Source organism: Pelodictyon luteolum DSM 273, from assembly GCF_000012485.1.
Lineage (GTDB): Bacteria > Bacteroidota > Chlorobiia > Chlorobiales > Chlorobiaceae > Chlorobium > Chlorobium luteolum.
In genome coordinates this window covers 312,877-339,164 of sequence record NC_007512.1, presented here as the reverse complement: position 1 = coordinate 339,164, position 26,288 = coordinate 312,877, and the positions used below count along the sequence as shown (strand labels likewise).

The following is a 26,288-nucleotide window of genomic DNA, read 5'->3' as shown; positions in this document are numbered from 1 at the left end:
GAGCCGTAATGAGCAGCATAGCATGGAGCCAGTGCGGGGAGTTCTCCGACATCCTCTACCATAAAGCCGAAGGCATCGCCAAAATCACCATCAACCGCCCGGAACGGCGCAATGCGTTCCGCCCACAGACCGTCGAGCAGATGATCGAGGCGCTGCAGGATGCACGCAACGACGAAGCAGTCGGCGTAGTCATCCTGACCGGAGCGGGTGAACTTGCATTCTGCTCCGGAGGCGACCAGAAAATCCGCGGCAATGCCGGCTATGCCGATGCCAAAGGTGTCAACAAACTGAACGTCCTTGATTTCCAGCGCGATATCCGCACCTGCCCGAAACCGGTCATCGCCATGGTTGCCGGTTATGCAATCGGCGGCGGACACGTGCTGCACATGCTCTGCGACCTCACCATCGCCGCCGAAAACGCACGGTTCGGCCAGACCGGCCCGCGGGTAGGATCCTTCGACGGCGGCTGGGGTGCCAGCTATATGGCCCGCCTCGTAGGCCAGAAAAAAGCCCGCGAAATCTGGTACCTCTGCCGTCAGTACACGGCTCAGGAGGCGCTCGACATGGGCCTCGTCAACACCGTGGTCCCGCTTGAGAAACTCGAGGAGGAAACCGTGCAGTGGTGCCGCGAGATTCTGGCAAACTCACCCTTGGCGATCCGGTGCCTGAAAGCATCACTGAACGCCGACTGCGACGGGCAGGCCGGCCTGCAGGAACTGGCCGGCAACGCCACGCTCCTTTACTACATGAGCGAAGAAGGTCAGGAAGGGCGCAACGCATTTGTCGAAAAGCGCAAGCCCGACTTCAGCCGTTTCCCGAAACGTCCTTGACTGCCTCCTATGCTTATCTCTACCGGTATTCGTTGCCGTTCAACGAGCCGGTAACCGTCAGGGGAAGACGCCTTCTGCAGCGCGATGGCGTGCTGCTTGCCCTTAAGACCGGAGACGGAAAGCACACCGCATGGGGCGAAATCGCCCCGCTCTCGGGGCTGCACCGCGAGACAACGGAATCGGCAGAACGCCAGATAGTCGAAACCCTCGCCATGCACGGGGAGAGCGGCGCCGCGCTCATGACGGAAGGACTGTTCCCGTCAGTGCGCATGGGTCTGGAAATGGCCGTCATGAACCTTGAGGCATCAATCAGCGGCCGGCACCCGTTTTCGGTTCCAGGAGAGAGTATGCTCCCCCGGGTGCCCTTGAACGCTCTCCTCATGGGATCGACGGACGTAGTCCTCCTGAGGGCACAGGCCAGCTACCAGGAAGGGTACCGTGCGTTCAAGCTCAAAGTCGGAAAAGAGAACGCCGAGGAAGCAGCCGCCGCTGTCCACGCCCTGCACCGGCTGTTCGGCAGTCAGGTTGAACTCCGCCTTGATGCCAACCAGTCAATGCCGCTCGACGACGCCATTGCTTTCGCCCGTGAACTTCCCAAGAACAGCGTCACCTACATCGAGGAACCGCTCCTGCAGCCACGCGACATTCCGGAATACCATGCAAAGACCGGCATCCGCTCCGCTCTGGATGAAACCCTCTGGCAGAAACCCGGACTCCTCGGAGCACTGCCCCCGGAGACCATCGGTGCCCTGGTGCTCAAACCCAACTGCCTCGGTGGCGTTGCCGCCGTACTCAATCTGGTACGGTATGCGGCAGACCATAATATGCAGGCCGTCTTCAGCTCGGCATTTGAAAGCAGCATCAGCCTCGGCTTCTACGCCATCCTTGCCGCAGCGACCTCCGTGAGGCCAGCGGCCTGCGGTCTCGACACGTTCCGCCATCTGAAGGAAGATATCCAGACCACAGCGTTCCATGCTGAAGGGGGCTCGCTCGACGCAGCCAGCCTCTACCTAGATACCCGGGAAGTCCGAACCACAAACCTCAGCCTCGCTTCGGTATGGACCCTCTGAGGTCTCCGGCACCGGACCCGGTGGCCGATGCCGCTTCCCGGTTCGGCCCGATGCCCATGCTTCTCACCCCGGATGGCAGCCGTTCATTCAAGGAGTGTAGCGCCATGGCCGGACGGATAGCCGCCGCGCTCCTGAACAGGGGCCTCCGGGATGGTGATGGTGTCGCCATCATCTCCCCGAACACTCCCGATATGGTCCTCATCCTGCTCGCCCTCCTCAGCGCAGGAATGGTGGCGGCCCCCCTCAACCACCGCCTGCCGGAAGCAAGGCTGCGCCAGATGCTTCAGGAGCTGCAGCCGTCCCTTTGCATCACCGGAGCGGAATGCCCCGCCCCGGACACGGATACGGCTTCAATTGACGCCGCGGAGCTGCTCGCTGAAGCCTCCGCCCTCCCGGACCGCCGGAGTGCGCTGCTGAACCACAAAGGCACGACCGTACGGCCAATCACCATAATCCACACGTCTGCAAGCACCGGCACAGCAAAAGCAGCGGTGCACTCGCTGGAGAACCATTGGTACAATGCACTCGGCTCCAACAGCAACCTGCCGTTCGGGCCCGGAGACACCTGGCTCCTGTCGCTCCCCCTTTTCCATGTCGGCGGCTACGCCCTCATCTTCCGTTCACTGGCATCGGGCGGCGCCCTTGCCATTGACCGGCCGCATGCATCCCTCACCGACTCCCTCGAACGCTTCCCGATCTCGCACCTCTCGCTTGTTCCGACCCAGCTTTTCCGGCTACTCTACAGGGAAAATGATCCGGCCCTGACGGCCGGAATCAAAGCCCTACTCCTCGGCGGAAGTGCTGCTTCCGGCAGCCTCGTCGACGAGGCTGCCGCAAGAGGCCTCCCCATTTACCTGAGCTACGGTTCAACGGAGATGGCCTCGCAGATCGCCACCACCGACGCTCCGGTTGCGAGGCACCGCTCCGACAGCGGCAGGGTGCTCCCGTGGAGGGAGGTCCGGGAGGCACCGGACGGCGAGCTTCTGGTGCGCGGGAAGTGCCTCTGCACAGGCTACCTCAGAAACGGAGCCATAGACCCCATCGGTGACCCGGACGGGTGGTTCCATACCGGTGACATCGGCTCGCTTGCCGCCGACGGCACGGTGCGGGTGCTCGGAAGAAAAGACGACATGTTCATCTCTGGCGGAGAAAACATTCACCCAGAAGAGGTGGAAAGGGCGCTGAGGGAGATTGAGGGTGTGCTTGAAGCCGTGGTGGCGCCCGTGCGGGACCCCGAATATGGAGAGCGTCCGGCGGCATTTATCCGTACTGCCGGAGGAGACGGCCCTGACGACGAAACCCTCCGCCGCGAAATGCAGATGCGGGTCGGCCGTCTGAAAACGCCGGTGGTGTTTTTCCGGGTGTGCCAGTGGACAACGCTTCCGGGATCGGAAAAGACGGATCGGGCCTGGTATAGGCAGATGGCTGCGGAGTACCGCCGGGGAGAGTCTAGCGGCGGGCTGCCTTGCGCTTGAGTCGGAACACGGCCCACATCCCTCCGAATCCGGCAATCGGCGCATAGAAAGCCGCAGAGAAGAGCATGCTCTGAACCAGGTCGGTGAGGGAGAGCGAAAGCGGAGCGAGGGCGAGTTTTTCAGCCTCGAGCAGCGACTGGACCTGCTGATTGAGTTCCGGGCGGTCACGGGCCATTTCCAGCACCCAGCTGATGACGAGCGACAGGCTTTCAGTCCCGGGGCGATAGGAAAGCGTCTCCATCAGCACCCATGAAACCGCTTCAGAGAGAATCCCGCCCACCACGCCGCCGAAGAAGGCGAGAATGAAGGCTTCGTTATAGGGAAGGCGCACCTGGAATCGCAGGATGCTGCGGTTGAGGCCAACCGATCCCGCCATGAATATCCCCAGAAACAGGAAGACGTTGACAAGGGTCAGGTAGGGAACTGTGGTCGTCAGGATGACGATGGAGGCCGTGAGCATGACGGCGAAAAGTTTTTCCCGGAACACCATACGGCTATGCGAGTCTTTCGTTCAGGAAGTCGTCCATGGTATAGAACCCTGGAGCTGTCTTGTGGCGCAGGGCCAGCCAGGCGGCAGTCTCTACGGCACCGGAAGCAAAGCCGGAACGGTTCTTGGCAGTATGGGAAATCACGATCTCGTCCGCCTCCGAATCAATAAAGGCTGTATGCTTGCCGAAGACTCCGCCGAGCCGGATGGCTGCGACCTGCAGCTCGTCGGGCTGAATCTTCCTGCCATCCGGCAACTGGCGCACGATGCTGTGCTTACGGCTGTTTGCAGCAAGGATGTGCTCGGCTGCGGCAAGAGCCGTTCCGCTCGGAAAATCAGCCTTGGCAGTGTGGTGCTGTTCGCTGAAAGCAATGTCGAACTGTTCGAACGGGGCGATGAGGCGTGACGCCTCACGAACGGTGCGAAGAAAAATGTTTACGCCGAGAGAGAAGTTGGCGGAGTAGAGCAGCGAACCGCCGGCGGCCTTCACCTTGGAAGCGACCCCGGCGCGGACATCGTCCCAGCCGGTTGTTCCGGCCACGACCGGCACGCCCGAGGCGAGCATGGCATCGAGGTTCTGAAGAAATGCATCGCGGACGGTGAAGTCGATGATGGCATCGCTGCCGCGGAAAGAGTCGGGAGTGATTTTGGCATCAACATCAAGGACTGCCGCGGTTTCATGGATGCCTGAACGGCTGATTACGGCGGCAACTTCCCTGCCCATCCGTCCGTTTCCTACCAAAGTGAACTTCATACGCTTTTGTACAGATCTATGCGGTTCGTGACGAGTGCCGGAGGCTTATTCGTCACCCATGATTTCAAGAATCCTTTCGAGATCGTCACCTGAAAAATACTGGATGTGGATCTCTCCCTTGCCACCCTTCTTTTCGATGATGCGGACCTTTGTGGCAAGCTTGTTGCGAAGAAGCGATTCGAGCTCGGCGACATGCGGCTCGCGCTCCGGCTTCGCCTTTTTGTCGGCACTGCCGTCTTCGCGGAACATCCGGGCCACGAGGGCCTCAGTCTGGCGCACGGAGAGCTGGTGGGCGATCACCTGCTTCCATACCCTCAGCTGCTGCTGTTCACCCGGCAGGTTGATGAGGGCCCGGGCGTGGCCGAAGGAGATTTCACGGCTGCGGATACTGTCCTGCACCTGCAGCGGAAGCTTCAGGAGACGGAGAAAGTTGCTGACCGAAGAGCGGTTCTTGCCGACCTTCTTGGCCACTTCGTCCTGAGTGAGGCTGCACTTCGTCGTCAGGCTTTTGAGTGCCAGCGCCACTTCGATGGCATTGAGGTCTTCGCGCTGGATGTTCTCGATGAGCGCAAGCTCGAGCTTGCTGGAGTCACTACGGGCCTCGATGACATAGGCGGGAATGAATTTGTAGCCGGCCTTGCGGACTGCGCGCAGGCGCCGTTCGCCGCTGATGAGCTGGTAGCCCTCGCCGTCCCGCTGCACCGTCACCGGCTGGATGACGCCGTTCTCCAGTATGGAGTTCATCAGCTCCTCAAGGGCCGTCTCGTCGAACTCCTTGCGGGGCTGGAACGGGTTGGCGTGAATGCTCTCGACCGGCAGGCTGCCGATCACCCCGTCCTGCATGGGAACATCGACCTCGTCCCGTCCTGCCCTGGAGAACCCCTCTTCCGGGATCAGCGCCTTCAGGCCTTTTCCCAATGCGTTTTTCGCCATATCCCCTGACCCGTCCGCCGGCGGCTACTGCTGCCGGACTTTAAATTTTTTGATGTTTCCGTCCCGTTCGAACATCTCCCGGACAAGGTCCAGGTAATCTTTCGACCCTATGCTCTGGGCATCGTACAGGAGGGCCGGCATGCCGTGGCTCGGAGCCTCGGACAGCCGCACGTTCCTGCGGATGTGGGTACGGTATACCTTGTCTTTGAAAAACTTCTTAACCTCTTCGGCCACCTGGGTCGCAAGACGGAGGCGGGCGTCAAACATGGTCACCAGCACGCCCTCTATGTCGAGCTTCGGGTTCAGGTGCTTGCGCACGATACTTATCGTGTTGAGCAGCTTGCCCAGACCTTCAAGCGCGTAGTATTCCGCCTGGACCGGGATGAGCACCGAATCGGCCGCGGTAAGGGCGTTGAGGGTTATGAGACCAAGCGACGGGGGGCAGTCGATGATGATGTAGTCGTAGTCGTTCCTGACCGCCTTCAGTGCCTTCTGCATCACATACTCTCGGTCGCGCATGTTCACCAGCTCCACCTCCATGCCGACGAGGTTCACGTTCGAGGGCAGGACGTCGAGGTACTCAAGGCTGGAGCGCATGACGGCATCCTTGATCTCTCCCCCCTTCACCATCACCTGATAGAACGTGTTGTCGATCTCCTCGCCATTGTCGATACCGAAACCCGAGGTCGCATTGGCCTGGGGGTCGATGTCGATGAGCAGCGTCCTGAACTCGGAAATCGCAATGGAAGCCGCAATGTTGACGGCCGTGGTCGTTTTGCCGACCCCGCCCTTCTGGTTTGCAATCGCAATTACTCGGCCCATGTATCTAGGAATCTAGGGAGGGGAATCTGCAGGAGTTGAAGTTCAAAAGTGACATACTACATTATACTACTTAGTACATCTTTTACAAACTCTATTCGCAGGCCATGACGCGGCTCGGAAAACAATTCTTCACGGCTCCCACCCTGGCGCTCACCGAGCGCCTCCTCGGAAAGATTTTCGTGCGCATCACGCCCTCAGGCACCGTCCTGAAGGGGCGGATCGTCGAAACCGAAGCCTATCTCGGCCATAACGATGAGGCCTGCCATGCGTGGAGGAAAAAGACTGAGCGGAACCGGGTCATGTTCGAGGCCCCCGGCACCCTGTACGTTTATTTTTCCTACGGATGCCACCATCTCCTGAACATCGTCACCGAACCCGAAGGCACGGCCGGAGCCGTGCTCATACGGGCGATGGAACCGGTTGAAGGAATCCCCTGCATGCAGGAGCGGCGGCAGACGACAGTCGAGACCGCCCTCATGAGCGGACCGGCCAAGCTCACCAGCGCCCTCGGCGTCGAGCGGAGCTCCAGCGGCAGGGATCTGTTCGGCAACGAGTTCTTCCTGCTCGATGCACCTTCGCCGCAACCCTCGATGATCTGCACTTCAACCCGGGTCGGGATTTCGAGGAGCCGCGAACTGCCATGGAGGAAATACCTTGCCGACAGCCCCCACGTCTCGAAGGGGCGCCCCTCCTGAGGGGGACAAAATGGCACGGCGATGTTGGAAAGTTGTAAAAAAATGTCCTTTATTAGGGGACGGCTGGCAAGGCATGATCCACCCTAAACGACTTCCGGAATGCTCGGCACCCCACTCCTTCCAGAAATCAGGGAACTGATCGAGCGCAGAAACTTCAGCGCCCTGCAGCGGATATTCAATGACTGGCTGCCGGTCGATCTTGCCGAGCTCATCAGCGACCTGCCCGAAAACGAACAGGCCATACTCTTCCGCCTGCTCCCAAAGGACGTTGCCACCGAGACATTCGAATACCTCGATCTCGACTCCCAGCAGAACCTCCTCGAAGCCCTCACCCAGAAGGATGTAACCCACATCCTCAACAGCATGTCGGCCGATGACCGTACGGCACTGCTCGAGGAACTGCCCGGCAACGTGACGCAGGAGCTGCTCCGCCTGCTCTCCTTCAAAGAGTTCAAGATCGCAAAGACCCTGCTTGCCTACGCCGAAGACAGCGTCGGCAGGCTCATGTCGCCTGACTACCTCTCCGTCAAGAAGGACTGGAACATCAACCAGGTCCTCGAATACATCCGGACCTACGGCCACGAGAGCGAAACCCTCAACGTCATCTACGTCGTCGACGACCACGGCAAGCTCAAGGGCGAACTGATGGCCCGTGAACTCCTGCTCTCGAGCCCGGAGAAAAAGATCCGCGACATTGTCTCCGAAGACAAGATCGTCACCTTGACGGCAACCCAGGACCAGAAGGACGCACTCGACGCCTTCAAGAAGTACGATACCGTCGCCCTTCCGGTCGTCGACTCGAACGGCTACCTTATCGGCATCGTGACGGTCGACGACATGCTCGACGTCGCAGAAGAGGAGGAGACCGAAGACATCCAGAAGTTCGGCGGTATCGAAGCCCTCGAAGAGCCCTACATCGACCTGCCCATTCCGCAGCTCATCAAAAAGCGGGCGGTCTGGCTCGTCGTCCTCTTCATCGGTGAAATGCTTACCGCTTCGGCAATGGCATTCTTCGAGGAGGAACTGGCCAAAGCCATTGTCCTTGCCACCTTCATTCCGCTCATCATCTCCAGCGGCGGCAACTCCGGCTCTCAGGCGGCAACGCTGATCATCCGCTCCCTTGCGCTCGGCGAAATCACCATCCGGGACTGGTGGAACGTGATGCGCCGCGAAATCATTTCCGGCATGGCGCTCGGAGGCCTGCTCGGCCTCATCGGAGTGTTCCGGGTCATCGTATGGGCCATGGTCTTCGGCCAGCTGACCATGCAGTGGGTATACATGTCGCTTACCGTCGGCATCTCGCTCGTCGGCATCGTCCTCTTCGGCACGCTTGCAGGCTCCATGCTTCCGCTGCTCCTGCAGCACTGGGGTCTCGACCCGGCGACCTCCTCTGCGCCGTTCGTCGCCACTCTGGTCGACGTGACCGGCATCGTCATCTACTTCAGCGTGGCATCGCTGCTCCTCGGAGGCATCCTCCTCTGAGTCTCTTCCATAACCCTTCCGCCCGTGAACACCGAACCTGAAACAGTCGAATTCGACATCCTTTTCATCGGCGCCGGGCCGGCAAACCTTACTGCGGCAATCCACCTTCGCCGCCTGCTCCGACATCACAATGCAATGGCTCCTGACCCGCTCGAGCCATCGATTGCCGTCATCGACAAGGGGCGTTACCCGGGAGCTCACCTCCTGTCAGGAGCTATCCTCGACCCAAGGGCGCTCAGGGAGTTCATGCCGGATTACCTGGAACGCGGCTTCCCTTCGGGGCCGGCCGTTTCCGAAGAGGGCATCTGGTACCTCACGAAAAACCGGAAACTAAGGTTCCCGAGCATCCCCGAGGCGTTCAGCAACCGGGGCAACACCCTCTGCTCGCTTTCCCGTGTCGGGGCGTGGATGGCCGAACTGGCGGAGAAAGAGGGCATCGACCTGTTTGAGGGCACGGCGGCAGTCGGCACCGTGGTTGAAGATGGGCGCCTTATAGGGGTGTTGACGGACGACAAGGGTGTCGATAAGAATGGAACCCCCGGACCCGCATACGAGCCGGGCCTTGTCCTCAAAGCCCGGGCAACGGTGATCGGCGAAGGTGCCGGCGGATCTCTCACGGCAGAACTGGACCGGATATTCAACCTCCACCCGCCGGGTGCCGCCCGCAACCAGGAGACCGGAATGAAGGAGTGCTGGCGGATCCCTTCCGGCAGAATAAGCGCGGGAACGGTGCGTCACACCTTCGGCTACCCCCTTCCGTCCAGCCGTTACGGCGGCGGATGGATCTATGCCCTCTCCGATACTGAACTTTCGGTCGGGTTCGTCACCTCTGTCGAACGGCATGCCCCGGCCGCCGATCCCCACCTGAACCTGCAGCGGTTCAAGGAGCACCCGTTTGTCCGGAGCCTCCTGGAGGGAGGCACCATCCTGGAGGCGGGGGCGAGGACCATCACCTCCGGCGGGTACGATGCCATGGGCAGGATATCCGGAGAGGGGTTTCTCCTCGTCGGCGAATCTGCCGGCATGCTCGACATGCGACGCCTGAAGGGGATCCACCTCGCCATGAAGTCCGGCATGCTGGCAGCAGAAACCCTCTTTGAAGCACTCTGCCAGGACGACTTTTCGGCCGGTCGACTCGCCGGATACGAGAAGCAGTTCCGCACATCCTGGGCCCACGACGAACTCGCTCTTGCCCGCAGCTACCGCCAGGCCTTCGATCGAGGCATCTACCACGGCCTCCTGCAGACCGGCATCAGTCTGAAATTCCCCGGAGCGGGGCTTGCTGCAGGCAAGGCTGAAAGCACAACAAAAACATCCGATCCCGCGCTGGAATCGAGGAAAGAGATGGCCGCCCTCGAGAAGGCGGAGCAGGCGCACCGTCCAGACGGTACACTCACCTTCACCAAAGCCGATGCCATCTACCGTTCAGGTACCGTGCACGAGGAAAACCAGCCATGCCACCTCAGGATATCCTCCGAAGACATGGCTGCCATCTGCCTCGATCGCTGCCGCCGCGAGTACGGCAACCCCTGCACCCGGTTCTGTCCCGCCGGCGTCTATGAGCTCACCGATGGGGGAGGCGCACTACGGATCAACGCATCCAACTGCCTGCACTGCAAGACCTGCGAAGCAGCGGACCCATACGGGATAATCACCTGGACACCTCCCGAAGGCGGTGGCGGGCCCGGCTACAAAATCAGCTGAAGCTATGGAACGAAAGAAGAAAAAAGTCATTGTCGGCCTCTCCGGTGGCGTGGACTCCTCGGTCGCGGCCTGCATGCTCGTCCGTGAGGGATATGAGGTCCTGGGGCTGCACCTCAAGGTGCTGCAGGAAGGTGACGGATCAACTGTTCTCGAACCATCGCCGATGACGATCTCCAGCAGGGAGGAGTTCCATATCCCCGTCTTTACCCTCAACCTCGCGGCCAGATTCCGGAACGAAGTGATGGATTATTTCAAGGAGGAGTACCTTGCAGCAAGGACCCCGAACCCCTGCATGGTCTGCAACAAAACCATCAAGTGGAGAGGCCTTCTGGAAGGAGCCGCCCAGCTCGGTGCGGACATGGTCGCCACAGGCCATTACGCCCGCACCGCGTTCATCGATGGCCGTCACAGGCTCTTTGCCGGCCTTGACCGGAAGAAAGACCAGAGCTACTTCCTCTGGATGCTCGCACAGGAAGAGCTTTCACGGACAATCCTGCCGCTCGGAGGCCTTACGAAGCCTGAAGTCCGCGATCTGGCCCGTTCCTTCGGCCTCACCGCTGCAGAAAAAAAAGAGAGCCAGGAGATCTGCTTCGTGCCTGACGACGACTACGGCAGCTATCTGGAAAGCGCCGTGCCCGGACTCCACCGGCGGGTTGAGGGCGGGGAAATCCTCGATCCTTCCGGGCAGGTCATCGGCCACCACAAAGGCTACCCGTTCTACACCATCGGCCAGCGGAGGGGGCTCGGCACAGCGACCGGGGAGCCGCTTTACGTGACGGCCATCGACCCCATCGGCAACCTCGTCCACACCGGTCCGAAAAGCGCACTCTTTTCAACGTCGGTCGAAGTTTCTCACCTCAACTGGATAGGGATCGATCCGCCCTTTGCCCCGATGGAAGCCACAGCAAAGATAAGATACCGGGACCACGCCTCCCCCTGCACCATCATTCCACTGGGGCCCGGCCCGACCGGAGTCACAGCCAGAATAATGTTCAAGGAACCAAAAAGCGCCCTCACCCCCGGTCAGGCAGCCGTCTTCTACCGCGGCGAGGAAGTGCTCGGCGGCGGCATCATAGAGGGCGCCCTGCCCATGGAACCACACCCATAACCGCAACACGACCTTCAATCGCCATGCTCAAGCGACAGCACCGTTCACTCACCACCCTCGAACTTGACCCCAGAGGCCCTGAACCAGCCCCTCTCGTCATCATGCTGCACGGCTACGGCAGCAACGAAAAAGACCTTATCCAGCTTGCCCCGGATCTCCCGGCAACGTGCCGCTATGTCAGCCCGAGGGCGCCGGTGATGCTCGACATGGAAATGTTCGGCTGGTTCCCGATTGAGTTCACGCCGACCGGCATCACGGTGGACTACGCAGCCGCAGCGCTCGCGCTGGACCGGTTCATTGCATTCACCGGGGAGCTGATCGAGACGTTCAGTCCGGCTGGAGGAAAGGTGTTTTTGATGGGGTTCAGCCAGGGAGCGGTGATGAGCTACTTGACAGCCTTCACCCGGCCCGACCTGCTGCACGGAGTGATCGCCCTCTCGGGGCAGCTTCCGGAATCAAGCATGCCGGAAGGCGGCGGCCCGGAGGGGCTGAGAGCACTGCCCTTTCTTGTGATGCACGGCATCTATGACGACGTGCTGCCTATCGAAAAAGGACGTGCATCCGAGCACTGGCTCAAAGACCGGGTCGACGACATCAGCTACCACGAATACCCGGTGGCACACCAGATATCGGGTGAAGGGGTCGCCGCCATACGCTCATGGATCGAGAAGCGGACGACGGCTAAAAGCTGATAGAGACCGCCATCCCGTACTCGGAAGAATTGTTGTCGGGCTCCACGAACCCTGTGACCCGTTGGACGCCGTTCTCGGTGATGACAATGGTATCAACGTCGGAGCGGTCGATGTTCCAGTACCGAAAATACGGACCGAACGACATGGCGCCGAAGCCGACCTCCTGACGGAACATCAGTGCCGCGCGCCAACCGTACCCGCTCGACTGGCTGTTTTCAAGATCATCGGAGTACGTATAGGAAGCGTTGTTGGCATCGGTCAAGTCGCTCACCTGCGTCCCGCCCCAGAAGGCATCATACTCAAGCGTGCCGCCGATCGACCAGCCGGCGCCCTGTCTGGCAACCAGTTCCATGCCGATGGGGCTGTACCAGTAGTTGCTGTGGCGGTCGTAGCCGCAGTACTGTGTCGTGGTGACCATCCCTCCGCTGCTGTCATCCAGCCTGCGGTAGGCGATGCCGGTGTACCAGGACAGGGTTGAACGCAGCCCTTTGAAAATATCCCGGGAGGCAAGCAGCCTGATCTCATACATCCGCTCATCGATTCCACTCAAATCCCCCGAACCAGAAGAGGAGTAGTCCACCTCACCTCTGGCAATCATCGCCTCAAGGCGAAGCATGTCTATGCCTGCCGGCAGATTGTCGGCCCGGTACGAGCAGGCCCCTGAAACGCCGTACAGCAGTCCGGACTCTTCCATGACTCCGGGCTCATCATAAGAAAACCAGGACATATGAGGCCCCGCCTCAAAGCTGAACCCGCCGAGGGGCAGTGCCGCCCGGGCGGAAGAAGGCAGCACCAGCTGCAGGATGAAAAGCATCGGCACAATGGCCTTGAATGTGAGTATACGCATGGGGCGTTGCATGTTTGCAGGTTGCTTGAGGTTACCGCCACCGTCAATATACCATTAAAACCCTCCACAGTCCACAGGCAGGCGCAGGGAATTGCCGACTTATCCGTATATTCCCCTTTTTAAAACCGGATCCAGCACACAGCATGAAGGCAACACTCAGAGAGCTCCTCAGAGAGCGCATCCTCGTCCTCGACGGCGCCATGGGCACCATGATCCAGCGCCACAAACTAACCGAGAACGACTACCGGGGCGAACGCTTCAAGAGTCACACCCACCCGCTCCTCGGCAACAACGACATCCTGGTGCTGACCCGTCCCGACATCATATACCAGATCCACTGCGACTTCCTCGAAGCGGGTTCCGACATCATTGAAACCAACACGTTCAACGCCAATCCTATTTCTCAGGGCGACTACGGAACCGAAGATCTCATCAAGGAACTCAACCTCGAAGCATCAAGACTCGCACGGAAAGCCGCCGACAGTTACACCGCAAAAGACCCCGCAAAGCCCCGGTTCGTTGCTGGATCAATCGGCCCGACAAACAAGACCCTTTCGCTCTCTCCCGATGTCAACAACCCCGGCTACCGGGCGGTAAGCTTCCGCGATGTGGTGGACAACTACCTCCTGCAGCTCGAAGGGCTGATGGAGGGTGGCGTGGATGTGCTGCTCGTCGAAACCGTCTTCGATACCCTCAACTGCAAGGCAGCTCTTTTTGCCATAGAAGAATTCTTCACCCGGACCAATAAGCGCGTCCCCGTCATGGTCTCCGGAACCGTCGTCGACCAGAGCGGCCGCACTCTTTCCGGCCAGACCACCGAAGCCTTCTGGATCTCGATCGCCCATATGCCGGATTTGCTCTCGGTCGGCCTGAACTGTGCGCTCGGCTCCAAACAGATGCGCCCGTTCATCGAGGCGATCTCCACCGTTGCTGAAAGCTTCGTCAGCGTATACCCGAACGCCGGTTTGCCGAACGAGTTCGGCGAATACGACGACTCCCCCGAATATATGGCGGACCAGATTGCCGGCTTTGCTGAATCAGGGTTCGTCAACATTGTCGGCGGCTGCTGCGGCACCACGCCCGGCCACATCAAGGCCATCGCCGATGCCGTAGTGGCACTCCAGCCGAGAAAACGGCCGACGGCGTCGCATGAGCTCCAGCTCTCCGGCCTTGAACCACTCCGGGTCAACTCCACCACCGGGTTCATCAATGTCGGCGAGCGGACCAACGTCACCGGCTCGAAAAAGTTCGCCCGCCTTATCCGTGAGGGCAATTACGACGAAGCCCTCTCCATCGCCCGCCAGCAGGTTGAAAGCGGCGCACAGGTGATTGACGTCAATGTCGACGAAGGAATGCTTGACAGTGAGAAGGTGATGCAGGAGTTCCTGAACCTCATCGCCTCGGAACCTGAAATCGCCAAGGTCCCCGTCATGATCGACAGCTCGAAGTGGTCGGTCATCGAAAAAGGGCTTCAGTGCGTCCAGGGCAAGAGCATCGTCAACTCCATCAGCCTCAAGGAGGGCGAAGAACCCTTCCGCCAAAGAGCCGCGAAGATCCTTGAATACGGTGCGGCAACCGTGGTCATGGCCTTCGACGAAGCAGGTCAGGCCGACAGCCTGGAACGCAGGAAAGAGATCTGCGGGCGTGCCTACCGCATCCTCACCGAGGAGGTCGGTTTCCCTCCCGAAGACATCATTTTCGACCCCAACGTACTCACCGTCGCCACCGGCATCGAAGAACACGACACCTACGCCCTCGACTTCATCGAAAGCGTTCGCTGGATCAAGGAGAGCCTCCCGCACGCAAAAGTGTCGGGAGGCATCAGCAACGTCTCATTCTCCTTCCGTGGAAACGAGCCGGTGCGGGAAGCCATGCACGCCGCATTCCTTTACCATGCCATTCAGGCCGGGCTTGACATGGGCATCGTCAATGCCGGCCAGCTCGCCATCTACGAAGACATCGACCCCGAACTGTTGGTCCGCGTCGAAGACGTGCTCCTCAACCGGCGCAGTGATGCCACCGAACGTCTCGTCAGCTTTGCAGAAACCATTCGGGACGGTGGAGAAAAAACAGAGGCAAAAGCCGCAGAGTGGCGCTCGCTGCCAGTCGTCGAACGTCTCCGTCACGCCCTCATCAAAGGCATCGTCGAGTATATCGACGAGGACACAGAAGAGGCCCGCAAACTTTACCCCAGCCCGCTGCAGGTTATCGAAGGCCCGCTCATGGACGGCATGAACGCCATCGGCGACCTCTTCGCCGAAGGCAAGATGTTTCTTCCGCAGGTGGTCAAGAGCGCCCGCGTCATGAAACGCTCGGTCGCCTGGCTCATCCCCTTCATCGAAGAGGAGAAGGCCCGCAACAAAGACACCAAAGCCGCAGCGAAGATCCTGCTCGCCACCGTCAAGGGCGACGTGCACGACATCGGCAAGAACATCGTCTCCGTCGTTCTCTCCTGCAACAACTACGAGGTAATCGACATCGGGGTGATGATGCCCTGTGAAAAGATCCTCGAGGCAGCCGTGCGCGAAAAAGCCGACATCATAGGCCTCAGCGGACTCATCACCCCGTCGCTTGACGAAATGGTGCATGTCGCCAAAGAAATGGAGCGGCTCGGCATGAAGATCCCGCTCATCCTCGGCGGAGCCACCACCTCGAAAATCCACACCGCGGTAAAAATCGCTCCGGTCTACTCCGGACCCGTCGTCCAGGTGCTCGACGCCTCACGCAGCGTACCCGTCGCCGGCAGCCTGCTCAACCCGCAGCTGAAAGAGGGATATGTGGCCAAACTGAAGGATGAACAGGAAGCAATGCGCCTCGGCCATGCCGAAAGAAGCGCGGCCAAGCGCTTCGTCAGCGTTGAAGAGGCCCGCAGGAACCGCCTCCGTCCGGACTGGAACGCAACGCTCCCCCCTCTGCCGAAAAAGCCCGGAACAACGGTGCTTGACAACGTCACTGCCGGAGCGCTCCGCCCCTACATCGACTGGACTCCGTTCTTCCAGACCTGGGAGTTGCACGGCCGTTATCCTGAAATCCTCTCCGACCCCAAGGTCGGGGCTGAAGCCACAAAGCTCCTCGGGGACGCCAACGCCATGCTTGACCTCATCGAGAAAGAAAAGCTGCTCGGCATCCGTGGCGTTGCAGGCCTCTTCCCGGCCGCAAGTGCGGGAGACGACATCGAAGTCTACACCGATGAAACGCATACGGCAGTCCTGGCGACCATCCATACCCTGCGCCAGCAGCAGGAAAAACCCGCAGGAGAACCGAACCTTGCCCTGGCCGACTTTCTGGCACCTAAAGAGAGCGGCCTTAAAGACCACATCGGAGGATTTGCCGTAACCACCGGTCTCGGCATCAAACCCATCCTCGAACGATACCGGGGTATGCACGACGACTACAGCGCAATCCTCCTGCAGGCGCTCGCCGACCGGCTTGCAGAAGCCTTCGCCGAGATGCTGCATGAAAAAGTGCGCCGCGAACTCTGGGGCTACGCCCCCGCCGAAATCCTCGGCTCGGAAGCGCTCATCGGTGAAGACTACCAGGGCATCCGCCCCGCACCCGGCTACCCCGCATGCCCCGACCATACGGAAAAAGCAGGGCTTTTCACCCTGCTCAACGCCGAAGCCAACACCGGCATCACCCTCACCGAAACCTATGCAATGGACCCTGCCGCCTCCGTAAGCGGCTTCTATTTCGCCAACCCCGAAGCCCGCTACTTCGTACTCGGCAAAGTCCAGAAGGACCAGGTGGAGGACTATGCTGGACGCAAAGGCTTCAGCCTGCAGGATGCCGAGAAGTGGCTCGCCCCCAACCTCAGCTACTAGATCATAGGCAAAGCGGCCGATCGGCTGAACATCATTGAAAAGACCGGAGCCCGTCTCCGGTCTTTTCATTCAGGGCCGAGGGCTGCCGACAGGTTCCGGATGTAGCGGTCGATGAGGCCCTCGAACTCCATCGTTACGAGCGGAGAGAGAAGAAACTGGAGAAAGCCCGGCAATTCGACCGTGAGGAGCCCTTTGGAGTAGAGTGCGACAGCCGTACCGCCGCCTGTCGAGGCAAGGGTCCAGTGCCCTTCCACAAGAGCGTTGCCGACACCCTCCACCGGAGTCCAGGAGACGCTGAGGGTCGCCGGGTCGGAAGTGTACCGGGATGCGTAAATGGTCTGCTGGAGGGTGTAGTCGCCGACACCGATTTTCTCCATCTCCCACCGGTATGCGTTGTCGCCGAGATCAACCAGCTGAAGGACCTGCGGGAAATAGGATGCCGACCGGGGCACATCGGCAAGCAGCCGGAAAACATCTTCCGGGCTCGATGCAGTGCGGAACTCGCGCTGCACGGTGATTTCGACAGTAAATGACATGGCATCAAAAGCCGCAGCTTTCCGTTTTATAGTGGGGAAGAGGTGCCTGAAGGGCCTGGAGAACGGCGGTGTCCCGCCGGTATACGTCGTTGCGGAACAGCACCCGCTCACCCTCGGCCATCGCGGCAAGGTAAAGGATGAGGACGGGAACGGGTTTCGGGAGGCTTATGGTCCGGGTTCTGCCGGTATCAATCTGTGCGTCGATTTGCTCCGGACTCCACCGCACGCTGTCGGCAAGCACCAGTTGGGCCAGGCGGCGCGGGTTTTCCACCCTGATGCAGCCGGAGCTGAATGTCCTTGCACTTTGCAGGAAAAGCTCTCTTTTCGGAGTATCGTGCAGGTAGACGAGATACGGGTTCGGAAGCAGGAACTTGAGTCTGCCAAGCGCGCCATCATCCCCGGCGGCCTGCTGCAGCCGGTAGGGAAAGGTGGCAGCCGAACGGGCGGACCAGTCCACCGATATAGGATCCACCGTCCTGCCGTTGCGGTCGATGACCGATATGTGGTTGGCCCTCAGCCAGCCGGGATCTTTCCGGATGGCGGGCAGTGCATCCTGCTTGAGGATGGTGGGAGGAACAACCCACCGGGGGTTGAACACGACTGCCTTCATATCAGCCTTGAAGACCGGCGTTTTCCTGTAAGGCCTGCCGACAATCACCCTCGTGGCCCAGCGGAATTCCCCATCTTCCACATATTGGAGACTGAAGCCGGCGATATTGACCAGTACATAGGTTGAATCAAGGTCGCTGAGGAACCAGCGATAGCGCTCAAGGTTCACCTTGAGGCACTCGACCCGGACGGATGCCGGCACGTTCATTGCGCTCCGGGTCTCGAGGCCCGGAACTCCGTCGACTGTGATGCCGTGGCGTTCCTGGAAGCGGCGGACCGCGAGGGAGAGTTCCGGGTCAAAAACGGTCGAACTGTCCCTGATGAGTGTGCTTTCGAGGTCGCCGACGATGGCAAGGCGACGGCGAAGGGCCGGCACCCGCGAGCTCTGCATGCCGGGAGTGAGGGCGGGTCCCGGCGGCAGAACGGGCCAGCCGCCCGAAGCCGCGATGGCGCGGTAACGGGCAAGGGCGCGGCGGAGCATGCGGTACTTGGGATGACGGAGCCTGAACTCCTGCAAGAGGGCTGCGGGCCCCTCCTCGCCGGGTTCACGATGCATCCCGGGACCGATGGCTGACCGGACGCCCGAACCAGGAAAGTTCCAGTGCGGATCAAGACGCAGGGGATCGACCTTGCCGTACCGGAGATGGGCTGCGAGGGTGAGGAAGGCGTCAGAAAGAAGAAGTTCCGCCTGCACCCGTTCGTCCAGAGTCGAGGGCGGGGAATGCTTCAGGCGCAAAACGGCATCGCGGTGGTAGTCATCGGGATCAAGGCCGTCCGTTGCGGAGGAGTCGATTTCTCGAAGCAGGGCATCGACGAAACGCCGCTTGGTCCAGAGAGGCCGGAACTCCCTTGGGGCATAGAGGTCGTATAGCTGGCGGACGCAGGTATGGTGAGGATCAGGAGCGGGATGCGCCACCCGGAGTCCTGCGATGCAGCGGCTGATGGCCGCCTGCTGCACCTCGTTCTGAGGCTGTGCGGCCTCCAGTGCCGGCGGAGCCGGACTGAATGCGAAGAGGATCAGGAGCAAGAGAAGCATATGCAACCCTCCGGTTGGTCACTGTGCCGCCGTCAGGACGGACGGTCGGGATCCGGCAGTGGAACCGAGGCAGCATACCCCGCACTGTCGTGATAGATGAACAGGCAGCTTCCGCCTTTGATGAGATCGATCACCGGCCGTGAACTGCCGGGCGGCAGCGCCGGGCACCCCTGGCTCCGGCCGAGCCGGCCGTACTTCGAGATGAACCCTCGGGTGGCATAGTCGGCTCCATGGATGACGATGCTGCGCATCGCGGCGTTGTCGTTGACCCCCTCTTCCAGCCCTTCAAGCCGGAGCGAATAGCCATGCCGGCCCGCATAGGTATCACCCGTGGTGAAAAAGCCCAGACTGCTCTGAAATGATCCCGGTTCATTGGAAAAGCGAGCGGCCTTGGCGCCCCCGCTCCCGCTGCCATGTGCCACAAGGGAGGAATAGATGATGCTCATGTTCCGGATGTCAATGACGAACAGTCTTTTTTCAGAAGACGGACGGTTGAAATCGATCACGGTCATAACACCCTCCCGCAGGATTTCCCCCTGCTCAAGCATGCGGTAATACCCGGAAAGCGCGACCGTGAGCAGTTTCGGGCTGATCTCGGATCGGAGGGCCGGAGCAGCGGCAAAGGCGGCAATATGGGCTGCACGCGATGGCGGCGTGCCGGCCGCCAGAACCGGTGCAGGAAGAAACAAGACAATTATGTAAAGCAGGGCGCTGAACGCGACCGTTCTCATCGTGGCCATACACATCACTCTAGATTGAAGAGATCCGGAAGGCGTAGACGCCGAACGGGCTCAAGCATTACAATAAACATTTAATATATATAATATTCACATCTATCCCCGACTCCTGATGGTGGCGGCAACTTCCGCCAGCTCCCTTGCAGGGATGAAGATGACCGGTGCGGAGGCAATGCGCCGGAATCGACGGACGCGGCGGATTTTAGGGGGCCAGTCCACCAGAAATCGGACCAGCGCCTCCCATATCGCAACCCATGCGGCAATCGTGATGCCTTCGACCAGAATTCTCGAGGGTGCTGCGCCTTCCGGTGGAATCTCGAAATATCCGGGTAGCCAGAGGGATGCGACAAGCATCAAGAGACCCGAAAACAGAAGGATGAAGGATACCTGCAGCAACTTTCGTATGGCCGCCAGCTCCAGTGCGCGCAGGTAGATGAAAAAGGAGTTGATGCCCGAACGGACCTCCTCCAGAAGAACGTCTTCCGGCGTCTGGTCGAAGGCGAACCGGATGACGAAATCCGAGCGGCCGATTTCCTGCACGCAGTCCGCAAGGTACTCCACCAGATTGTCATCGAAGTCCTTGCGGTGATAGGGGGCCTTTTTGTCGAAATCCGCATAGAGATCCTCCACGCGCAGTGCGGCAACGTCAATCACCACGCGTCCCTCGTCAGTCCTTGCGTACCGGTCGAGTATCCCTTTTTTCACTGGCACCATGAGAAAGGTCCTGCTCTGAAGGAGAAAAAAGTTTCTGCGTCTTGAATTTACACAAAAATGCCGCGAAGGTACCATCATGACGAAGGATGAATATGGCACCATCCTGCCAGCTGCCGTTCTCCCTCCGCCACCTCGAATGCGGCGGATCACCCTGGTTCTGGTGGATGTTGTGCACCCCGCTGCCATGACGGAACGGCTCGCCGAACACAAAGATCCTCCGGCACTGCAGGAGCAGGGGCTCCAGATCCCTGAATGCCCGGGCACCGGTTCCCGACATCCATGCGGCCGGAGAGGGATCCGGCGCAGGAGGGCGCAGCTCGGGGCTGCGGTAGTAGTCGATGGCTCCGGTCCCGGGGCGGGATTCAAGTGCATGCCACCCGTCGGCCAGGCGCTCCAGCTGAACAGGAAACGGGGGAACGGGATCGACGACCCGCCACTCCAGCCCGTCAGGAAGGTGCTTGCTGTCAAGGTCGACCGGGCAGCGGAAATACCGGCCCCGCGCCCTGACCCTGAGGTTGCAGTGATAGTACTGCCCCGCCTCCCTTGAGTGGTCGCAGTACCAGTTGCCGAGCGTTCCGGCAAGAACGCCGTAGCCGTCGTTGAGAGGCATATGCAAGTGCTTTCGTTGGCGGGCCCGTACAGAAAGGTACGCAACACTTCCGCCGCCAGCAAAGCCGGGTGCGTCTCAATGAAACCTTTCGGCTGGCCGGATGGGTTGGTATATTGCCGATGAAGAGGAGACAGGAAAAACCGCCGGAACCCGACATGGCACCAGATGCTTCAGACCAGCTGGCGATCAACACCGTCAGAATCCTTGCCGTCGACATGGTGGAGCGGGCACAGTCCGGCCACCCCGGCATGCCGCTCGGCGCAGCCCCGATGCTCTTCGTGCTCTTCCGACACATCATGAGACACAACCCCCGGAACCCTTCATGGCTTAACCGGGACCGGTTCGTCCTCTCCGCAGGGCACGCATCCGCAATGCTCTATGCTATGCTCCATCTGTCGGGATACGATCTCACAATGGAGGACCTGCAGCAGTTCCGACAGCTTGGAAGCCGCACGCCCGGTCATCCCGAATACGGACTGACCCCGGGAGTGGAAACCACCACGGGGCCGCTCGGGCAGGGCATCGCCACCGCCGTCGGCATGGCCATTTCGGAACGGCATGCCGCAGCCATCCTGAACCGGGGCGAAATTGAGCTCATCGACCACTATACTTATGTCATCTGCAGCGACGGGGACATGATGGAGGGCATCGGGAGCGAAGCAGCCTCGCTTGCCGCCCACCTGCAGCTCGGCAAACTGATCTGCCTGTACGACAGCAACGGAATATCGATAGAGGGCCCGACTTCCCTCGCCTTCACCGAAGACACCTCGTCCCGGTACCGGGCCTATGGCTGGCATGTTCAGGAGGTTGAGGACGGCAACGACACCAAAGCCATACATGATGCGGTGATGCTGGCCAGGGAAGAGAGCCGGCGCCCCAGCTTCATCAGGGTCCGGACACACATCGGCTACGGCAGTCCCAACCGTCAGGACACGGCAAAGGCGCACGGAGAACCGCTCGGCAAGGAAGAGACTGCGCTGCTGAAAGCAGCCTTCGGCTTTCCGCCGGAAGCGCGGTTCCACGTCGCCCCCGAAGTCCGGGAACACTTCCGCCCCGTTCGGGAGCAGGGCGAAGTCCTCGAAGCAACATGGAACAGCATGTTCGGCCACTATGCCCTCCGCTTCCCCGAAATAGCCCAAAGCCTCCGGGATCGGCTGGAGGGCAGGCTCCCTGAAGAGTGGGAGGACGCACTTCCCTCATTCACTCCCCCGCAGGAGAGGGCAACCCGCCAGGCGTCGCAGGCCTGCCTGGAAGCCATGGCGGAAACCATTCCTTTCCTCATCGGCGGTTCGGCTGATCTCGGCTCCTCCTGCGGCACATTCCTCAAGGGAGCAGCGAGCTTCACAGCCGAAAATCCCGGAGGGGCCACCATCCATTTCGGAGTCCGGGAACACTCCATGGGAGCCATCCTCAACGGCATCGCGCTCTCAGGAATCCTCCGTCCCTACGGCGCGACATTCCTCATCTTCTCCGATTACATGAAACCGGCGATCCGTCTCTCTGCTCTCATGCGGCTCCCCGTGGTATTCATCTTCACCCATGACAGCATAGGCCTCGGAGAGGACGGACCGACGCACCAGCCGGTCGAACAGCTTGCCATGCTCAGGGCCATGCCGAACCTCACCATCATCCGGCCGGCGGACGCCAACGAGACGAAAGCGGCATGGGCTCTGGCACTCGGCCTCAAGGGTCCCGTCGCCCTTGTCCTCACCCGCCAGAAGCTCCCCGTGCTTGACAGGGAAAACGACAGCTGCATGGAGGAAGTGGCAAAGGGAGGCTACATCCTCTCTGACTGGAGTGGCGCACCGGCGCCGGAAGATGCGGCCATCATCATAGCCACAGGCTCGGAAGTCCACATCTCCCTTCAGGCGAAGGTGATGCTGGAGAAAGAGGGCATCGCGGCAAGGGTGGTCTCCATGCCTTCACGCGAACTGTTCCTCCTCCAGCCGGAAGCGTGGCAGCACCGGGTGCTGCCTCCGAGGGTAACCACCCGTGTCGTCGTCGAGGCTGCCTCACCGTTCGGATGGGACCGCTTCAGCGGTCCGTCGGGATGCATCATCGCCATCGACCGGTTCGGAGCGTCCGGACCGGGCGGAGCTGTTATGGAGGCACTGGGCTTCACTGCCAGCCATATCGCCGAAACGGTCCGCGAGCTCAGGAAAAACAAAACATGAACACCTGTCCCCTATGGACAAATCAACAGAGATTTTTACCGGCACTCCGGAGGAGCTGGCCGAACACGCCGCAGCCATCATCATTCTTGAAGCATGGCGAAGTGTCAGCGGGCAGGGCTTCTTTGCCATGGCGCTGTCCGGCGGAAATTCCCCGCGAGCGCTCTACCGCCTCCTGAGAACGGGCCTTCATGCCAGCCGCTTCCTTCGCCACGACCTTGAGCCCCCAAAAGACGGAGTCCAAGGGGACGGAACCATAGGCATGCCGTGGAATGAGTGCCTCTTTTTCTGGGGCGATGAGCGCTCCCTGCCGCCCGGCGACCCCCGAAGCAATTACCGGATGGCAGAGGAATCCCTTTTCCACGGGATGGAAGCCGGCGGACTTAGGGTGTACAGGATGGAGGGGGAAAAGGTGCCGGATACAGCGGCGGCGGCATATGAATCACTGATCAGACAGTCTCCGGCAGGCTCCGGGGGTGCACTCCGTGAGGGGTTCCCGATGTTCGACCTGGTGCTCCTCGGACTGGGGCCGGACGGTCACACCGCCTCGCTCTTTCCGGGCAATACGGGAGCGCTCGAAGAAAAGAGCCGCTGGGTCATTGCAGTCCAGGCTCCCGACCTGGAGCCTCGGGTCCCGCGCCTGACCTTCACGCTCCCGGTGCTGAACCATGCCCGGACGGTGCTTTTTTTCGTACCGTCAGTCGAGCGGGCGTCACTTGCAACGTCGATCATCAGCGGACAACGGCCTGAGCTGCCGGCTTCGAGGGTCCGTCCAGTACAAGGCAGAACCCTCTGGTTTAAGGCTCAGCCATAAATCAGGGACGCATCGGCAGGGCCATCTGAATGGACAGGATAGGGCGCAGGCGGGGTTCCGTCAACCGAATGGCGGATGGCGTCGACCACCTCCCAGGCATGCTCCACGCTGTCCTGGCGGATGAAATTCAACCGGTCACCGGCAATGGCATCAAGCAGCAGCCGGTGGTAGGCGGTAAGCCCCTCGCCCGGAAACGCATTGCGGTAATCGAACTTCATGTAGACAGGATCGGTCACCACCGCCTCGCCCGGCCGCTTGGTGCCGAACCGCAGGGCGATCGTCTCCTCCGGCTGAATGGTCATGATGACCTGATTGGCCGTGTAGCTGCAGCTATCGGCGGGGCCGAAAAAGTTCTGGGGGGGGCACTTGAAGGTGATGACGATCTGGGTGCGCGTTTCCGACAGGTTCTTGCCCGCCTTCACATAAAACGGCACACCCTGCCACCGCCAGTTGTCGACAAAAAACCTGATTGCGGCGAAAGTTTCAACGGTGGAATGCGGGTCGACGTCTTTTTCGTTCCGGTACCCCTCATACTGACCGAGCACGACGGCACTGCCGGCGTCTGCAGGAGTGTGGCGGCGGATCGAGCGCAGAACCTTGCTCTTCTCATCGCGAACCGAGTCGGCCTGGAGGTCGACGGGCGGCTCCATGGCAACGGATGCCAGCAGCTGCAGTGCATGGTTCTGGATGATGTCGCGAAGGAGGCCGACCTCCTCATAAAACGCGCCACGCCCGCGGATGCCGAAATCCTCTGCAATGGTGATGCTGACGCTGGCGATGTAGTGGCGGTTCCAGAGCGGCTCGAAAATGCCGTTGGAGAACCGGAACACCAGGATGTTCTGCACCGTCTCCTTGCCAAGATAGTGATCAATCCGGAATATCTGGTCTTCATTGAACACCTCGCCGACAGCGGCGTTCATGCGGCGGGCACTTTGAAGGTCGCTGCCGAAGGGCTTTTCGACAATGATTTTCCTCCATCCGGTGCAGGGCAGGTCCTTGCCCCCGAGGCCGGCAACCGAAAGGTTCCCGACGATGACAGGCAGGAGGCCGGGTGAAACGGCAAGATAGTAGAGGAGATGTGTACATACGCCACTCTCACCGGCGGCGTCCATGATTTCCCGGTAGAGTCGGTGATAACCCTCGCTTTCGGCTATATCGAGACGGACATAGAACAGACGGCGGAGAAAGGCATTGAGAACCCCGTCATCGAAACCGGCGTTTCCCGATGCGTCCTGAAGCGAACGAAGCACCATGTCGCGAAACTCCTGGTGGGAAAACGACCTGCGGCCGCAACCAATCACCCGGTACTCGTCCGGGAGATGCTGGTGCAGGGCAAGATCAAAGACCGAGGGAAACAGCTTTCTATGGGCCAAATCGCCGGTTGCGCCGAAAATCACTATGGTGAAATTGTCCATTACAGCTCGGCGGCAGGTGGCGGGGTGAAGGAGTGCCCGCCGAATTCATGTCGGAGTGCAGCAACAACGCGGTCTGAGAACGTGTTGTCGCTGCGGGAACGGTACCGGCTGAAAAGCGAGGCCGCAATGACAGGAATGGACACCTCATGCTGCAGAGCTGACTCTACCGTCCAGCGACCCTCCCCCGAATCTGCGACCTTGCCCTCAAGGTAACTGAGCGACCCGTCCCTGGAAAATGCGTCACAGGCAAGCTCCATCAGCCAGCCGCGGATTACCGATCCATGCGACCATACCCGTGCCACATCCTCGAGATCCAGCCCGTAACGGCTCGCTTCCAGAAGACCGAATCCCTCCCCCATCGCCTGCATCATGCCGTACTCGATGCCGTTGTGCACCATTTTCACGAAGTGCCCGGACCCCGAAGGGCCCATGTAGCCATAGCCGTTCTCAACCGTAAGGTCTTTAAGGATCGGCTCGACGGCCTCATATGCCGATTTCTCACCGCCCACCATCAGGCAGGCACCGTGGCGAGCTCCATCAAGTCCGCCGCTGGTTCCCGCGTCAAGGAAACGAATCCCCTTCATTGCAAGCCGGCGCGCCCGTTCCTCTGAATCCAGATACCGGGAATTGCCGCCGTCGATGAGGATGTCGCCCGGTGCGAGCGAAGGCTCGAGCATCTCGAGGGTGCTGTCGACAGGCTCTCCTGCCGGTACCATCATCCAGATGATGCGCGGAGTTGGCAGGCTTCCGCAGAGTTCGGCGGGTGATGCAGCCGCCTCCGCACCCGCCTCTGCGATGCGCACCATGGCGGAGGGAAGCAGGTCGAAAACGACCAGCTGATGGCCGCGCTCAAGGAGCTGCGAAGCCATATTGAATCCCATTTTACCAAGACCAATGAAACCGATTTTCATGCAGATGTCATGTAA

The 26,288-nt window shown here is 60.4% G+C and carries 23 protein-coding genes; 11 read left to right on the top strand and 12 right to left on the bottom strand.

The features are described from left to right. Positions 1 to 8: 8 nt before the first annotated feature. Genes menB through menE form a run of 3 tightly spaced genes read left to right on the top strand, consistent with a single transcriptional unit; the run spans position 9 to position 3,375 of the window. A complete protein-coding gene (menB, locus tag PLUT_RS01695) occupies positions 9 to 830 on the top strand; it encodes a 1,4-dihydroxy-2-naphthoyl-CoA synthase (RefSeq protein ID WP_011357091.1) in 822 nt (273 codons plus the stop codon). Then, on the top strand, positions 827 to 1,900 hold the full coding sequence (menC, locus tag PLUT_RS01690) for an o-succinylbenzoate synthase (RefSeq protein WP_011357090.1): 1,074 nt from the start codon (positions 827 to 829) through the stop codon (positions 1,898 to 1,900). The genes menB and menC overlap by 4 nt, the downstream gene beginning before the upstream one ends. Next, complete coding sequence (gene menE, locus PLUT_RS01685) at positions 1,888 to 3,375, top strand: o-succinylbenzoate--CoA ligase (protein WP_011357089.1); 1,488 nt, start codon at positions 1,888 to 1,890, stop codon at positions 3,373 to 3,375. The genes menC and menE overlap by 13 nt, the downstream gene beginning before the upstream one ends. Here the strand turns inward: menE and PLUT_RS01680 are convergent. The 4 genes from PLUT_RS01680 to PLUT_RS01665 are packed head-to-tail and all read right to left on the bottom strand — an operon-like array spanning position 3,350 to position 6,371. Continuing rightward, positions 3,350 to 3,865: a hypothetical protein gene (locus tag PLUT_RS01680; protein WP_011357088.1), complete on the bottom strand. Its 516-nt coding sequence runs from the start codon at positions 3,863 to 3,865 to the stop codon at positions 3,350 to 3,352. The two genes, menE and PLUT_RS01680, sit on opposite strands and share 26 nt — an antisense overlap. A gap of 4 nt (positions 3,866 to 3,869) precedes the next feature. Then, complete coding sequence (gene dapB / locus PLUT_RS01675; RefSeq protein WP_011357087.1) at positions 3,870 to 4,616, bottom strand: 4-hydroxy-tetrahydrodipicolinate reductase; 747 nt, start codon at positions 4,614 to 4,616, stop codon at positions 3,870 to 3,872. 45 nt (positions 4,617 to 4,661) lie between these two features. Beyond that, entirely contained in the window at positions 4,662 to 5,549 is an 888-nt protein-coding gene (locus PLUT_RS01670) for a ParB/RepB/Spo0J family partition protein (RefSeq protein WP_011357086.1), read from the bottom strand. 24 nt (positions 5,550 to 5,573) lie between these two features. Continuing rightward, a complete protein-coding gene (locus PLUT_RS01665) occupies positions 5,574 to 6,371 on the bottom strand; it encodes a ParA family protein (RefSeq protein ID WP_011357085.1) in 798 nt (265 codons plus the stop codon). 104 nt (positions 6,372 to 6,475) lie between these two features. On the opposite strand from PLUT_RS01665, the gene PLUT_RS01660 reads away from it, so the two are divergent. The 5 genes from PLUT_RS01660 to PLUT_RS01640 all read left to right on the top strand — a co-directional run bounded on the left by PLUT_RS01660 (position 6,476) and on the right by PLUT_RS01640 (position 12,052). Beyond that, on the top strand, positions 6,476 to 7,066 hold the full coding sequence (locus PLUT_RS01660; protein ID WP_011357084.1) for a DNA-3-methyladenine glycosylase: 591 nt from the start codon (positions 6,476 to 6,478) through the stop codon (positions 7,064 to 7,066). 99 nt (positions 7,067 to 7,165) lie between these two features. Continuing rightward, entirely contained in the window at positions 7,166 to 8,548 is a 1,383-nt protein-coding gene (gene mgtE, locus PLUT_RS01655) for a magnesium transporter (protein WP_011357083.1), read from the top strand. A 24-nt stretch (positions 8,549 to 8,572) separates the two neighbouring features. Continuing rightward, positions 8,573 to 10,252: an electron transfer flavoprotein-ubiquinone oxidoreductase gene (locus tag PLUT_RS01650; protein WP_011357082.1), complete on the top strand. Its 1,680-nt coding sequence runs from the start codon at positions 8,573 to 8,575 to the stop codon at positions 10,250 to 10,252. Between the two features lie 4 nt (positions 10,253 to 10,256). Beyond that, positions 10,257 to 11,360: a tRNA 2-thiouridine(34) synthase MnmA gene (gene mnmA / locus PLUT_RS01645; protein ID WP_011357081.1), complete on the top strand. Its 1,104-nt coding sequence runs from the start codon at positions 10,257 to 10,259 to the stop codon at positions 11,358 to 11,360. A gap of 23 nt (positions 11,361 to 11,383) precedes the next feature. Then, entirely contained in the window at positions 11,384 to 12,052 is a 669-nt protein-coding gene (locus PLUT_RS01640; protein WP_011357080.1) for an alpha/beta hydrolase, read from the top strand. On the opposite strand, the gene PLUT_RS01635 is transcribed toward PLUT_RS01640, so the two are convergent. After that, positions 12,042 to 12,899, bottom strand: a complete 858-nt coding sequence (locus tag PLUT_RS01635) for a hypothetical protein (protein WP_041463727.1) — start codon at positions 12,897 to 12,899, stop codon at positions 12,042 to 12,044. The two genes, PLUT_RS01640 and PLUT_RS01635, sit on opposite strands and share 11 nt — an antisense overlap. Positions 12,900 to 13,042: 143 nt before the next feature. Between PLUT_RS01635 and metH the strand changes: the two genes are divergently transcribed. Beyond that, on the top strand, positions 13,043 to 16,720 hold the full coding sequence (gene metH / locus PLUT_RS01630) for a methionine synthase (protein WP_011357078.1): 3,678 nt from the start codon (positions 13,043 to 13,045) through the stop codon (positions 16,718 to 16,720). A 65-nt stretch (positions 16,721 to 16,785) separates the two neighbouring features. Here metH and PLUT_RS01625 read toward each other — a convergent pair whose 3' ends face one another. The 5 genes from PLUT_RS01625 to PLUT_RS01605 form a co-directional block, all read right to left on the bottom strand. After that, a complete protein-coding gene (locus PLUT_RS01625; RefSeq protein ID WP_011357077.1) occupies positions 16,786 to 17,256 on the bottom strand; it encodes an SRPBCC family protein in 471 nt (156 codons plus the stop codon). Positions 17,257 to 17,260: 4 nt separating this feature from the next. After that, a complete protein-coding gene (locus tag PLUT_RS01620; RefSeq protein ID WP_011357076.1) occupies positions 17,261 to 18,901 on the bottom strand; it encodes a L,D-transpeptidase family protein in 1,641 nt (546 codons plus the stop codon). A 32-nt stretch (positions 18,902 to 18,933) separates the two neighbouring features. Then, positions 18,934 to 19,641 carry a murein L,D-transpeptidase catalytic domain family protein gene (locus PLUT_RS01615; RefSeq protein ID WP_011357075.1) on the bottom strand — a complete coding sequence of 236 codons (708 nt, stop codon included), beginning with the start codon at positions 19,639 to 19,641 and terminating at the stop codon, positions 18,934 to 18,936. A gap of 93 nt (positions 19,642 to 19,734) precedes the next feature. Further along, positions 19,735 to 20,352 (bottom strand): hypothetical protein, encoded by a 618-nt coding sequence (locus PLUT_RS01610; protein ID WP_081423663.1) that lies wholly within the window; start codon positions 20,350 to 20,352, stop codon positions 19,735 to 19,737. Then, the gene (locus PLUT_RS01605) at positions 20,306 to 20,962 is read right to left on the bottom strand and encodes a DUF2278 family protein (protein ID WP_011357073.1); all 657 of its coding nucleotides are present in this window, start codon (positions 20,960 to 20,962) and stop codon (positions 20,306 to 20,308) included. The genes PLUT_RS01610 and PLUT_RS01605 overlap by 47 nt, the downstream gene beginning before the upstream one ends. 155 nt (positions 20,963 to 21,117) lie before the next feature. Here PLUT_RS01605 and tkt point away from each other — a divergent pair, with 155 nt between their 5' ends. Beyond that, positions 21,118 to 23,136 carry a transketolase gene (tkt, locus tag PLUT_RS01600; RefSeq protein ID WP_041463982.1) on the top strand — a complete coding sequence of 673 codons (2,019 nt, stop codon included), beginning with the start codon at positions 21,118 to 21,120 and terminating at the stop codon, positions 23,134 to 23,136. A 13-nt stretch (positions 23,137 to 23,149) separates the two neighbouring features. Continuing rightward, positions 23,150 to 23,947 carry a 6-phosphogluconolactonase gene (pgl, locus tag PLUT_RS01595; RefSeq protein ID WP_011357071.1) on the top strand — a complete coding sequence of 266 codons (798 nt, stop codon included), beginning with the start codon at positions 23,150 to 23,152 and terminating at the stop codon, positions 23,945 to 23,947. On the opposite strand, the gene zwf is transcribed toward pgl, so the two are convergent. Both zwf and gnd read right to left on the bottom strand, forming a co-directional pair. Continuing rightward, the gene (zwf, locus tag PLUT_RS01590; RefSeq protein ID WP_011357070.1) at positions 23,938 to 25,362 is read right to left on the bottom strand and encodes a glucose-6-phosphate dehydrogenase; all 1,425 of its coding nucleotides are present in this window, start codon (positions 25,360 to 25,362) and stop codon (positions 23,938 to 23,940) included. The genes pgl and zwf overlap by 10 nt on opposite strands. Next, the gene (gnd, locus tag PLUT_RS01585) at positions 25,362 to 26,273 is read right to left on the bottom strand and encodes a phosphogluconate dehydrogenase (NAD(+)-dependent, decarboxylating) (protein WP_011357069.1); all 912 of its coding nucleotides are present in this window, start codon (positions 26,271 to 26,273) and stop codon (positions 25,362 to 25,364) included. Before gnd ends, zwf begins: the two co-directional genes overlap by 1 nt. Between the last annotated feature and the right edge of the window lie 15 nt (positions 26,274 to 26,288).